The 13,023-nt window shown below is 62.2% G+C and carries 11 protein-coding genes; 10 read left to right on the top strand and 1 reads right to left on the bottom strand.

The genetic code is table 11. The annotated features are described in order from the left end of the window. Positions 1-39: 39 nt before the first annotated feature. The 9 genes from HAT86_RS10105 to HAT86_RS10065 all read left to right on the top strand — a co-directional run bounded on the left by HAT86_RS10105 (position 40) and on the right by HAT86_RS10065 (position 9,441). A complete protein-coding gene (locus HAT86_RS10105) occupies positions 40-963 on the top strand; it encodes an AAA family ATPase (protein WP_167196764.1) in 924 nt (307 codons plus the stop codon). A gap of 93 nt (positions 964-1,056) precedes the next feature. Next, positions 1,057-2,325, top strand: a complete 1,269-nt coding sequence (locus tag HAT86_RS10100; protein ID WP_167196761.1) for a vWA domain-containing protein — start codon at positions 1,057-1,059, stop codon at positions 2,323-2,325. Between the two features lie 96 nt (positions 2,326-2,421). Continuing rightward, positions 2,422-2,973: a YeeE/YedE thiosulfate transporter family protein gene (locus tag HAT86_RS10095; protein WP_167196758.1), complete on the top strand. Its 552-nt coding sequence runs from the start codon at positions 2,422-2,424 to the stop codon at positions 2,971-2,973. 3 nt (positions 2,974-2,976) lie between these two features. Further along, positions 2,977-3,558, top strand: a complete 582-nt coding sequence (locus tag HAT86_RS10090; protein WP_167196755.1) for a YeeE/YedE thiosulfate transporter family protein — start codon at positions 2,977-2,979, stop codon at positions 3,556-3,558. A gap of 107 nt (positions 3,559-3,665) precedes the next feature. Continuing rightward, positions 3,666-4,637: an XdhC family protein gene (locus HAT86_RS10085; RefSeq protein WP_167196752.1), complete on the top strand. Its 972-nt coding sequence runs from the start codon at positions 3,666-3,668 to the stop codon at positions 4,635-4,637. Continuing rightward, the gene (locus tag HAT86_RS10080) at positions 4,634-5,629 is read left to right on the top strand and encodes a molybdopterin-binding protein (RefSeq protein ID WP_167196749.1); all 996 of its coding nucleotides are present in this window, start codon (positions 4,634-4,636) and stop codon (positions 5,627-5,629) included. Before HAT86_RS10085 ends, HAT86_RS10080 begins: the two co-directional genes overlap by 4 nt. Before the next feature lie 81 nt (positions 5,630-5,710). After that, positions 5,711-6,196 carry a (2Fe-2S)-binding protein gene (locus tag HAT86_RS10075; RefSeq protein WP_167196746.1) on the top strand — a complete coding sequence of 162 codons (486 nt, stop codon included), beginning with the start codon at positions 5,711-5,713 and terminating at the stop codon, positions 6,194-6,196. Positions 6,197-6,266: 70 nt separating this feature from the next. Next, complete coding sequence (locus HAT86_RS10070; protein ID WP_167196743.1) at positions 6,267-8,636, top strand: xanthine dehydrogenase family protein molybdopterin-binding subunit; 2,370 nt, start codon at positions 6,267-6,269, stop codon at positions 8,634-8,636. Positions 8,637-8,649: 13 nt separating this feature from the next. Beyond that, the gene (locus HAT86_RS10065) at positions 8,650-9,441 is read left to right on the top strand and encodes an FAD binding domain-containing protein (protein ID WP_167196739.1); all 792 of its coding nucleotides are present in this window, start codon (positions 8,650-8,652) and stop codon (positions 9,439-9,441) included. 150 nt (positions 9,442-9,591) lie between these two features. On the opposite strand, the gene HAT86_RS10060 is transcribed toward HAT86_RS10065, so the two are convergent. Next, the gene (locus HAT86_RS10060; RefSeq protein WP_167196735.1) at positions 9,592-10,485 is read right to left on the bottom strand and encodes an NAD(P)-dependent oxidoreductase; all 894 of its coding nucleotides are present in this window, start codon (positions 10,483-10,485) and stop codon (positions 9,592-9,594) included. Between the two features lie 62 nt (positions 10,486-10,547). Between HAT86_RS10060 and HAT86_RS10055 the strand changes: the two genes are divergently transcribed. Further along, positions 10,548-13,022 (top strand): penicillin acylase family protein, encoded by a 2,475-nt coding sequence (locus tag HAT86_RS10055; RefSeq protein WP_167196732.1) that lies wholly within the window; start codon positions 10,548-10,550, stop codon positions 13,020-13,022. The last annotated feature ends 1 nt before the right edge of the window (position 13,023 follow it).

The raw sequence follows: 13,023 nt of genomic DNA, 5'->3' as shown, positions 1-13,023 counted from the left end.
GCCATGCACTTGTCTGTGTCAGTGCGGCGGGAGGCGTGAATGACTGACAAACCAAACTCCATCGATGATGTGCAGACCATGCTTGGCGCGCAGGATTACGTCTGCGACCGCGCGCTTGGCACGGTCGTGTTCCTGGCGCTGACGCTGGGCAGGCCATTGTTCTTGGAAGGCGAAGCCGGTGTCGGCAAGACGGAAATCGCCAAAGCTCTGGCCGCGGGCCTTGGCCGACGCCTGATCCGGCTGCAATGCTACGAAGGCTTGGATGCCGCCAGCGCGGTCTATGAATGGAATTTCGCCGAACAGATGATCGCCATCCGCACCGCCGAGGCGATGGGCTTTGAAGGCGCGGGCGCTGATCGCACCGCCCTCAAGGACGAATTGTTTACCCAAGATTACCTGATCGAACGTCCGCTCTTGCAGGCCATGCGCCCACAACCGGGCGGCGCCCCGGTGCTGTTGATCGACGAGCTTGACCGTACAGATGAGCCGTTCGAGGCGTTTTTGCTCGAGGCGCTCAGTGATTTTCAGGTGACCATTCCAGAGCTTGGCACGATCCACGCCCCCGAGCCGCCGATCGTGATCGTGACCTCCAACCGCACGCGCGAAGTGCATGACGCGCTCAAACGCCGGTGCCTGTATCACTGGGTCGACTATCCCGGCTTCGTTCGTGAGATTGACATCTTGCACGCCCGCGCCCCCGAGGCCGCTGCGGCCCTCAGCCAAGAGGTGGTGGCCTTTGTCCAAAAACTGCGCACAGAGGATCTGTTCAAGAAACCCGGCGTCGCCGAAACCATCGACTGGGCCAAATGCCTGCTGGCGCTCGATGTCGTCTCGCTCAGCCCCGAGGTTATTTCCGACACCCTTGGCGCGATTTTGAAATATCAAGACGATATCCAGAAACTTCAGGGCTCCGAGGCCAAGCGCATACTCGATGAGGCCCGCGCAAGTCTGGCGCCGACATGATGCTTCATTGTTCCAAAAATACTCAAAAAAAGGGATCGGGTCACGTCAGGGCGCGGCCTGCCAGTCCTGGTGCGATGTCTCTTGAGTGCGAACATGCCTGAATATCCCGCGCTCGATCTGCCGGACACACCCCGGCTGACTCATAACATCACCCATTTCGCGCGCGCCTTGCGCCGGGCGGGGTTGCCCATCGGGCCGGGCCGGGTGATTGATGCGATCCGCGCGGTGCAGGCGGCGGGGTTCACCTCGAAAACCGATTTCTTCTATACCCTGCGCGCCTGTTTTGTGAACCGCCCCGAACACCGTGCGGTGTATGCGCAGATATTCCGCCTCTACTGGCGCGATCCGCGCTACATGGAGCATATGATGTCGATGATGCTGCCCGCCATTCGCGGTGTGCAGGAGGATCGCGCGGCGCAATCGGCTGAAAAACGCGCGGCCGAGGCGTTGCTTGATGGCCAGACCCCCGAGACGCCCACGCCAGAGGGAGACGAGGAGACCGAGGAAACGGTGATCGAGATCGACGCCTCGGCCACTATGTCGGCCGAAGAGCGCCTGCGCACGCTGGATTTCGAACAGATGTCCACCGCCGAGATCACGCAGGCCAAGCGGATGCTGGCCCGGCTGCGCTTGCCGGTCAAACCGCTGCCATCGCGGCGCGGTCAGGCCAGCCTGCAAGGCACCCGGATCGACGCGCGCCGCACCTTGCGCGCGGCCATGCGGCGGGGTGGCGAAATGCGTCAGGTGCATTTGCAGAAACCGCGTCCACGCTGGCCCAATTTGGTGGTGCTGTGCGATATTTCCGGCTCGATGAGCCAATATAGCCGCATGGTGCTGCATTTCTTGCATGCCGTGGCCAATGAAAAAGGCGCGGGCTGGGCGCATGTGCATGCCTTCACCTTCGGGACGCGGCTGACCAACATCACTCGCCACCTTGCCACCCGCGACGTCGACGCGGCGCTTGCGGCCGCCGGTCACGAGGCGCAGGACTGGGAGGGCGGCACGCGCATTGGTGAGTGCCTACATGCCTTCAACCGGGACTGGTCGCGCCGGGTGATGGGGCAGGGCGCGGTGGTGTTGTTGATCACCGATGGGCTGGACCGGGGCAATGCGACGGCCTTGGAAAAAGAGGTCGAGCGTCTGCACCTCAGCGCGCGCCGCCTGATCTGGCTCAATCCGCTGTTGCGGTGGGATGGCTTTGCGCCGCGCGCCAGCGGCATTCGTGCCATGCTGCCGCATGTCGATGCGTTCCGCGCGGGCCACTCCATCGCCACGCTGGAAGAGTTGGCCGAGGCGATTTCGCGGGCCGATGACACCGGCGAAAAGGCAAGGTTGCTGCGTCTTATGGACAGCGCTGCCTGATCGCGCGGTGTTGGCAGAGCGATTATAGATCATTGCAATCTTCCCTGCCTCGTTATATTCAATAAACAGAATGTAAAATTTGGAAGGAAAACCAAAATGGTCCTCAACTGGAAAACCGGTGGGGTGGTCCTGGGGCTCGTGTTCTTTTTGGCGGTGCTGCTGGTCAAGCCGATTGGCGTGTCCACGCAATTCGTCATTCTGGATGCGATCATCGGCAATGTGGCCGTGCCTGATCTGATCACCCAAACCGATGATGGCTATACATCGTCCAACGCTTATCTCGCCAAGTCGGATGGGAAATATGCCGCCAATGCCGCCAACCCGCTGAACTACAGCTTTGTCTTTGTTTTGGCGATGGCAGTGGGCGCGTTTCTGTCGGCCATGGCGCGCGGCGGGATCGGCGCGGATGAACGCAAACTGCCCGCGATCTGGTATGCCAATTACGGCGACACGCCGGTGAAACGCTACACTGTCGCTTTCATTGGCGGCTTTGTCGTGCTGTATGGCGCGCGTCTGGCTGGCGGCTGCACCTCGGGGCATATGATGTCGGGCATGATGCAGACCGCTGTGTCGGGCTATATCTTTGCTGCAGGCGCCTTTGCTGCCGCAGTTCCAGTGGCCATCATGATGTACAAGCAGGAGGGCTAAGCCATGACATCCATTATCCTAGCTGTCGTGATCGGTGCCGCCTTCGGTGCGGTGCTTGACCGGATCGGGGCGACGAACCCCAACTGGATCGGCAAGATGCTGACCCTGACCAACCTGCATTTGATGAAAACCATCCTTCTGGCCATCGGCACTGCGTCTGTCTTGATGTTTGGCGGCCAGATGCTGGGCCTTGTCGATGTCGGCCACATGAGCGTGAAAACCGCTTATGCCGGTGTGTTCATCGGGGGTCTGATGCTGGGCGCGGGCTGGGCGGCGGCGGGCTATTGCCCCGGCACCGGCGTCTGCGCCGCGGCCTCGGGGCGCAAGGACGCGCTGTTTTTCATCGCGGGCGGTCTGCTGGGCGCGGCGGCCTATATGGTCACCTACCCGGCATGGGACGCCGCGGGCTTGCTGGACGGCTCCAAGCTGACGCTTGGCGCGGTGCCGGGCGCGGGCTATGACAGCCTGCTGTCGATTTCGGGCGATCTTCTTGGGATCGTCATGGGGCTGGCCTTTGTGGCCATTGCCATCGCCTTGCCCGAACGCCTGCGCGGCGGGGGCGAGGCTGTTGCGCCTGCCGAATAACCGCACTCGGTTTTGCCAAGACATTGGGCCGCCCCTGACCGGGGGCGGCCTTTTTCGTTTGTCGCGCCGCGCCACCGACGCCATATTGCTGGACAGGGAGGCCTACCATGACGACACAGCGATTTGACGATATCCCCGAAACCGCCCTTGCATGGCACCGCGCGGGCAAGGGGGCGGCGCTGGCCGCGGTGGTGCAGACATGGGGAAGCGCGCCGCGCCGCGTGGGCAGCCAACTGGCAATTTCCGGCGCGGGCGAGATCGCGGGCTCGGTCTCGGGCGGCTGTGTCGAAGGCGCGGTGGTGGCCGAGGCGCTGGACGCCATCGAAGACGGCACGCCGGTGATGCTGGAATATGGCGTCAGCGATGGCGATGCCTTTGCCGTGGGGCTGGCCTGCGGTGGCACCATCCGGGTGTTTGTCGAACCCATAGGCGCGGTGATGCCCGAGGATATGCTAGAGCGCTTGGTTCAGGCCCGCGCCGCGCGCCAGCCGGTGGCCTATGTGACCGGGATGAATGCGCCGCGCAAATTGTTCTATGATGGGTTTTCCGAACGCTTCCGCATGGATCGCTCGGGCTTTGAAGAGGATGGCGAAACCTTCGTCAATATTCATAACCCGCCACTGCGCCTGATTGTCGTGGGTGCGGTGCATATTGCGCAGGCGCTTGTGCCGATGGCCCGGATCGCGGGCTATGATCCGCTGTTGATTGATCCGCGCGAAAGTTTCGGCAGCGCAGACCGCTTTCCCGGTGAAACCATCGCGCATGATTGGCCGGATGAGGGCGTGCAGGCCTATGGGCTGGACAGCCGCACCGCGCTGGTGCTGCTGACCCATGACCCAAAACTGGATGATCCAGCGTTGGAACAGGCGCTGGCCAGCGAGGTGTTCTATATCGGGGCGCTTGGATCAACCCGGACCCATGCCAAACGCGTCGAACGCTTTCGCGACAAGGGCTATAGCGATGATCAGATTGGCCTGATCCACGGCCCCATCGGGCTTGATATCGGCGCGGCAGGCCCGTCCGAGATTGCCATCAGCATTCTGGCCGAAATGACCCGCGTTCTAAGGCAGGGGGCATGAAATTTGGCCCTGTTCCCGTCGCGCAGGCCGCAGGTGCGATCCTTGCGCATTCGCTGAAACTTCCCGACCAGCGGCTGCGCAAGGGGCTGGTGCTTGGGCCGGATCACCTGGCGCAATTGCGCGCCGCCGGGGTTGATCAGGTGACCGTGGCCCAGCTTGATCCCGATGACATGCACGAAGATGCCGCCGCCGACCATCTGGCGCGCGCTTTGCTGGACGGCTCGGAACACCTGCACCTGACACAGCCGTTTACCGGCCGGGTCAACCTGATTGCAGATCGTGCCGGTGTTGTCGTGCTGGATGCGGACCGGATCAACGCCGCCAATGCCGTTGATCCAATGCTGACAGTGGCCACCGTCGCGCCCTACCATCAGTTGCAACCGGGCGGGATGGCCGCGACGATCAAGATCATTTCCTACGGCGTATCTGTGCAGGCGGTGCAGCAGGCCGCGCAGCAGGCCAGCGGCGCCATCCGGCTGGCCACGCCGGTCTATGACACCGCCAGCCTGATTCTGACCGACATTCCCGGCAGCCCCGGAGAAAAGGGGCTTGAGGCCGTCGCGGCGCGCGTCAAAGGCTTGGACATGGAGCTGACAGAAACCCTGCATTGCCCGCATGACGAACATGCACTGGCCCAAGCGATCAAAAACGCGCGCGGCGATATCGTGCTGATCCTGACCGCCTCGGCCACCTCGGATGCGCATGACACGGCCCCGCAGGCCTTGCGCCTTGCCGGGGGGAGGGTGGAACGCTTTGGCCTGCCGGTCGATCCCGGCAATCTGCTGTTTCTGGGCCAAATCGGTGACAGGCCGGTGATCGGATTGCCAAACAGTGCCCGCTCACCGGTGTTGCATGGGGCCGATTGGGTGTTGGCCCGTGTGGCCTGCGGGGTGCCGGTGGACAGTGCCGCCATGGCGCAGATGGGCGTGGGCGGCTTGCTCAAGGAAATTCCCACACGCCCACAGCCACGCCAACCCCGGCAGGTAAAATGAAAAACCGGGTTCTCAACTGGCCGGACCCGTGCTTAACTCTCACTCAGCTAACATAAGAAAAGCCAAATGGGAGGATCCTCAATGCCACAGGTCAACATGACCGTGAACGGCAAGCCCGCGTCCGGCGATGTCGAAGGCCGCACACTGCTTGTCGAATTTCTGCGTGACTCACTCAATCTGACCGGCACGCATGTCGGCTGCGACACCAGCCAGTGTGGCGCATGCGTGGTGCATGTGAATGGCAAAGCCGTCAAAGCCTGCACCATGTTCGCCGCCGAGGCCGAGGGCACCGAAGTGCTGACCATCGAAGGCGTCGCTGCCCCCGATGGCACGCTGGACCCGGTGCAAGATGCCTTTCACCAGCATCACGGTTTGCAATGCGGCTTTTGCACGCCCGGCATGGTGATGTCGGCCAAGGCGCTGCTGGCCGAAAACCCCAAACCCACCGAGGCCGAGGTGCGCGACTATCTTGAAGGTAATATTTGCCGCTGCACCGGCTATCACAACATCGTCAAGGCGATCATGGCCGCATCCGGGCAGGATGTGGAAACCATCGCCGCCGAATGACATGACCGTATAAGCCGCCCAAGGCGGCACCGGCTGCGCAAGTCGCAGCCCTTCAGGGAGGAGACCCAACATGCCCAAGGACGGAGGCATCGGCGCCAGCAGCAAACGGCGCGAAGACGCCCGGTTTTTGACCGGGATCGGCAATTATACCGACGATATCAACCTGCACGGCCAAGCCTATGTGCATTTCCTGCGCTCGGACGTGGCGCATGGCAAGATCAACGGCATAGACACCAGCACCGCTGAATCGATGCCCGGTGTCATTCGTATTTTCACCGGCAAGGATTTTGAAACCGCAGGCAGCATTCCCTGCGGCTGGCAGGTGACAGACCGGTTCGGCGAGGTAATGAAAGAGCCCCGCCATCCGATTTTGGCCGAAGGCAAAGTGCGCCATGTGGGCGATCCGATTGCCGCCATCGTGGCCGAAACCCGTGAACAGGCGCGCGACGCCGCCGAGGCGATCGAGCTTGATATCGAAGACCTGCCCGCTGTGATCGATATGAAGGCCGCGCTTGAGGATGGTAGCACCAAGGTGCATGACGATCTGTCAGACAATCTGTGTTTCGATTGGGGGTTTGTCGAAGAAAACAAGCAGGCCGTCGATGACGCCATCAAATCTGCCGCGCATGTCACCACGCTGGAACTGGTCAACAATCGCCTTGTCCCCAATGCGATGGAACCGCGCGTGGCCGTGGGCGATTTCAACCGCGGCACCGGCGAGCACACGCTGTATACCACCTCGCAGAACCCGCATGTGATCCGCCTTTTGATGGGCGCTTTCGTGCTCAACATCCCCGAACACAAATTGCGCGTCGTGGCCCCGGATGTGGGCGGCGGGTTCGGCTCGAAAATCTACCACTACGCCGAAGAGGCGTTCTGCACCTACGCTGCGCGCGAATTGAACCGCCCCGTGAAATGGACCTGCACCCGGTCCGAGGCGTTTCTCAGCGACGCGCAAGCGCGCGACCACGTGACCAAGATCGAATTGGCGCTGGATGCGGACAACAACTTTACTGCTGTCCGCACCGAGACATATGCCAACATGGGGGCGTATCTGTCCACCTTCGCGCCATCGATTCCGACATGGCTGCATGGCACGCTGATGGCGGGCAACTACAAGACGCCGCTGGTCTATGTGAACGTCAAGGCGGTGTTTACAAACACCGTGCCGGTCGATGCCTATCGCGGCGCGGGCCGCCCCGAGGCGACCTATCAATTGGAGCGCGTCATCGACAAGGCCGCCCGCGAGTTGGGGGTCGACCCGATTGCCCTGCGGCGGCAGAATTTCATCACCGAGTTTCCCTACGCCACGCCAGTGGCCGTCGAATACGATTCGGGCGATTTCAACCGGCTGATGGATAAACTCGAAGCCAATGCCGATTTTGACGGCTTTGCCGCCCGCCGCGCCGAAAACGAAAAGACCGGCAAGCTGCGCGGCCTTGGCATCAATTGCTTTATCGAGGCCTGCGGCATCGCGCCCTCGCATCTGGTGGGGCAGTTGGGCGCGCGCGCCGGGCTTTACGAATCCGCCACCGTGCGGGTCAACGCCACCGGCGGCATAACCGTGATGACCGGCAGCCACAGCCACGGGCAGGGGCATGAAACCGTGTTCCCGCAAGTGGTGGCCGACATGATCGGGATCGACGAATCGATGATCGAGATCGAACACGGCGACACCGCCAACACGCCGATGGGCATGGGCACCTATGGCTCGCGCTCGATCGCGGTCGGCGGCTCGGCGATGGTGCGCGCCACCGAAAAAATCATCAACAAGGCACGCAAGATCGCCGCCCACCTGATGGAGGCCGCCGAGGCTGATATCGAACTGAAAGACGGCCAGTTCACCGTGGCGGGCACCGATAAATCGGTGGCTTGGGGCGATGTGACGCTGGCGGCCTATGTGCCGCATAACTACCCGCTCGAAGACATCGAACCGGGGCTTGAGGAAACGGCGTTCTACGATCCCAACAACTTTACCTACCCGGCTGGCGCCTATGCCTGCGAGGTCGAGGTCGACCCCGAAACTGGTAGGGTCACGATCGAACGGTTCACCACCGCCGATGATTTCGGCAATGTGGTCAACCCAATGATCGTGGACGGACAGGTGCATGGTGGATTGGCCCAAGGGATCGGGCAGGCGCTGCTTGAAAACTGTTCCTATGACGAAAACGGCCAGCTTTTGTCGGCCAGCTACATGGATTACGCCATGCCGCGCGCTGATGACATGCCGTTCTTCACGGTGGATCATTCCAACGGCACGCCTTGTGCGCACAACCCGCTTGGCGTGAAAGGCTGCGGCGAGGCCGGGGCCATCGGATCGTGCCCGACGGTGATCAACGCCGTGGTCGATGCGGTGCAATCGGGTGGCATCAATCTAGATCACATCGATATGCCGGTGACGCCGGGCCGCGTCTGGCAAGCCATCCAATCGGCCAAGTAAGGAGAAACGGAAAATGTATGCATTCGATATCGAACGCCCGACCACGCTGGCCGATGCGGTGAAACTGCTGGCCGCGTCTGATGAGCATCAGGCGCTTGGCGGCGGGCAAACCCTGATCCCGACGCTGAAACAGCGCCTTGCCATGCCCGAAACGCTGGTCAGCCTGACCGCCATCGACGAACTGAAAGGCATTTGTCAGGATGACGCAGGCCGCATCTGCATCGGCGCGGCCACCACCCATGACGAGGTTGTCAAAGGCGCGGGCGACTATCCCGGGCTGGCTGCGCTGGCCGGGCAAATCGGTGACCCGGCGGTGCGCAATCGCGGCACCATCGGCGGCAGCCTTGCCAATAACGATCCGTCGGCCTGCTATCCGGCCGCCGCTCTCGGGTCAGGCGCAACTATCGTCACCAACAAACGCGAAATCGCCGCCGATGACTACTTTCAGGGCATGTTTACCACCGCGCTTGACGAGGGCGAGATCATCACCGAGGTCAAGTTCCCGGTGCCGCAAAAGGCCGCCTACATGAAGTTCGAACAGCCCGCCTCGCGCTTTGCTTTGGTGGGCGCGTTCGTGGCGCAATATGCCGACGGGGTGCGCGTGGCAATCACCGGTGCCTCGGAGGAAGGCGTGTTCCGCTGGTCCGAGGCCGAGGCGGCGCTTGGCGCAAACTTCTCGCCCGACGCGATCGAAGACCTCACCCTGTCGGGGGACGGGATGATTGCCGATCTGCACGGCTCGGGCGATTACCGCGCGAATCTGGTGGCCGTCATGACTAAACGCGCTGTCGCCGCCGCTGGATAATCCAAAACCACAAATAAACGCCCCGCCTTTTCCACAGGGCGGGGCGTTCCACTATATCTCGGCTTTCATTGTTCCCAAAATACTCCGGGGGAGTCGCAGCTTGCTGCGACGGGGGCAGCGCCCCCATTGTCTTCACTCAGCCAAGTGTCCTCACTCCGACAATTTGCGCAGCCGTCTGAACAGGCTTGAGGTGTCCCACCGACCGCCGCCCATGTTTTGCACATCCTTGTAGAACTGGTCGACCAACGCCGTGACCGGCAGTGATGCCCCGGTTTCATTGGCGGTCGCCAGACAGATCCCTAGATCCTTGCGCATCCAGTCCACCGCGAAACCGTGGTCAAATTCGTCGTCCAGCATGGTCTCGTAGCGGTTCGCCATCTGCCAGCTGCCCGCCGCCCCTTGGCTGATCACCTCGACCACCGCGCGCCCGTCCAGCCCGGCGCGCTCGGCGAAATGCAGCGCTTCGCTCAGGCCTTGGACCAGCCCGGCAATGGCGATCTGGTTGCACATCTTGGTCATCTGGCCTGCACCGGTTTCGCCGATCCGGCGGCACAGCTTGGCATAGATCGTCATCACCGGCTCGGCGGCGTCATAGGCGGGCTGATCGCCACCGCACATGATCGAAAGCTGCCCGTTCTCCGCGCCCGCTTGCCCGCCTGAAATCGGCGCATCGACGAAATTCAACCCCGCTTCTTGCGCCTTGGCATAAAGCTCTTCGGTCACTTTGGCCGACACCGTGGTATGATCGACAAATACGGCGCCGTCGCGCATCCCGGCAAAGGCACCGTCGCGGCCAAGGCACACCTCGCGCAGGTCATCGTCATTGCCGACACAGGCCATGACAAAATCGGCCTCCTCGGCGGCCTCTTTCGGTGTGGCGGCCATTTGCCCGCCATGTTCGGCCACCCATTTTTCGGCCTTGGTCCCAGTTCGGTTATAGACGCAGACGTCATGGCCCGCCGCTTGCAGATGTCCCGCCATCGGGTAGCCCATCACACCAAGGCCTAGAAATGCCAGTTTCGTCATCGTCCTCTCCCTTTTCATTGTCTCGAAGGTGATTTCTGACTATCCCATGAGCGGATGCAAGGAAAAACCGGGGCAGGGGCATGGTGCTGATTTTCAAATGGCTGCTGCGGCTGACAGGCGGCGCGATCCTGCTGGCTTTGCTGGCGGTGGTGGGGCTGTATTTCCTGTTGTCGCGGTCGCTGCCGGATTATGACAAGCAGCTTGCCGTTAAGGGGGTCAGCGCCCCGGTCGAGATTGTGCGCGACAATGCCAATGTGCCGCATATTTTCGGTGCCTCTGACGACGACACGTTTTTCGGCCTTGGCTACGCCCATGCCCAAGACCGCCTGTGGCAGATGGTGACCCTGCGCCGCACCGTGCAGGGCCGCCTGTCCGAGGTGTTTGGCCCACGCACCATCGATATTGACAAGCTGATGCGCCGGTATGGGCTTTACGATCTGGCGCGCAGGTCTGTTGCGGCTCAGGATGAGGCCACGCAGCAGGCGCTGCGCGCCTATGCGGCTGGTGTGAACGCCCGCCTGACCGAGATCAACGACGGCGCCCTTGGCCGTGGCGCACCCGAGATGTTTTTGTTCAATGCGCCGATTGCCCCGTGGCAGCCGGCCGATTCCATCGCCATCATCAAATTGATGGCGGTGCAACTGTCGGCGCATCTGGAAAACGAGGTGCTCTATGCCCGCACCTCGCTTGAGGTGGAGGACGAGGCGCGCCTTGCCGATATACTGCCCGAGGCGCCGGGCAGCGGGATCGCGGCCCTGCCTGATTATGCCGCGCTGATGCCGGGGGCCGAAGGGTTGCGCCACGCCGCCCTGCCACAAAAAGACCAGCACCCGCTGTCGCCGTTCAAGAAACGCGCCTTTGCCGGGGCCTCGAATGCATGGGCGGCAGCGCCTGCGCGCTCGGCCTCGGGGGGGGCGTTGCTGGCCAATGATCCGCATCTTGGATTTACCGCCCCGGCCATCTGGTATTTGGCCCGGCTGGATTTGCAAAGCGGTGGGGTGATTGGCGGCACCATCCCCGGCTTGCCCGTGGTGATGACCGGCCGCAGCCATGATCTGGGATGGGGGATCACCTCGTCTTACATGGATGATCAGGATGTGTTCATCGAAAAACTCAACCCTGACGATCCAGATGAATACCTGACGCCGGAAGGCCCCAAGCCGTTTCGGACCGAAAGAACGATCATCCGGATCAAGGATGCTGATCCGATCACCCTGACGTTGCGCTGGACAGATAACGGGCCGGTGCTGCCCGGCTCGCATTACGATCTGGCCACCATCACCCCGTCGGGCCATGTGGCCGCGCTGTCATGGACGGCGCTAACGGATGCCGACACAACGATGACCGCGGGCATGCGTTTGATGAAATCGGCCTCGGTTGATGAAGCATTGGCCGCCGGACAGCTTTATGTTGCGCCCTCGCAGAACCTGACCCTTGTCGATCACGACACGATCGCACTGAAAACCATCGGCGCGATGCCGCGCCGCAACGCGCAGCACGACACCCAAGGGCGTATGCCTGCGCGTGGGTGGGTCCGGCAAAACCGCTGGCGAGGCACCAGCCCCTATTCGGCCAATCCCGAATTCATCGCGCCCTCGGGCGGGGTGTTGGGCAATACAAACAACAAAACGGTCGACAGGCCATTTCCGCTGCATGTCAGCTTTGTCTGGGGTGATACGCAGCGCGTGCATCGCTGGCGCCGGCTGATGCAAACCCGCGCAGTGCACACCCGCGACAGCTTTATCGAAGCGCAGCTTGATACCGTCAGCTTTACCGCCCGGTCGCTTTTGCCGCTGATTGGCAAGGATTTGTGGTTCACCGGCGAGGCCGCGCCAGAGGGCACCCCGGACCGGCAGCGCCAGCGCGCGCTTGACCTGTTGTCCGAATGGAACGGCGAGATGAACGAACATATGCCCGAGCCATTGATCTATGCCGCGTGGCTGCGCGCCCTGCAAGATCGCCTGACGCGCGATGATCTGGGGCCGCTGGCCCGTGAATTTCGCCACCCCGATCCGGTGTTTATCGAACGGGTTTATCGCGATATCGACGGAGCGTCGGCGTGGTGTGACGTGCGGCGATCGACCCGGACAGAAACCTGCACCGATATCGCCCGGCTGGCGCTTGACGACGCGCTTGTCTGGATCAACGAGACCTATGGGACAGCGCTTGAAAGCCTGCGGTGGGGCGATGCCCATCAGGCCACCCATGATCACCCGGTTCTGGGCGAGGTGCCGCTGTTGCGCTACTTTGTGAACATCAGGCAATCCACCTCGGGTGGCGATAACACCTTGTTGCGGGGCCGGACCAAGGGCAGCGGCCCCGATCCGTTCCAAAACGTCCATGGCGCGGGCTTTCGGGGGGTCTATGACTTTGCCGATCCCGATAGCAGCGTGTTCATCACCTCAACGGGGCAATCGGGGCACTTCTTGTCGCGCCATTACGATGACATGGCGCAGTTGTGGCGGCGCGGCGAATATATCCCGATGTCGCTGGACCCGGATCTTGCACGCGCTGCCGCCGTCGGGGTCACTGTGCTGGAACCCGCCGCGCAATAGC

Origin of the sequence: Roseovarius gahaiensis, from assembly GCF_011601345.1 — a bacterium.
GTDB classification, from domain to species: Bacteria; Pseudomonadota; Alphaproteobacteria; order Rhodobacterales; family Rhodobacteraceae; genus Roseovarius; species Roseovarius gahaiensis.
The sequence above is the reverse complement of the archived record's forward strand: the minus strand, read 5'-3'. Positions and strand labels throughout refer to the sequence as shown.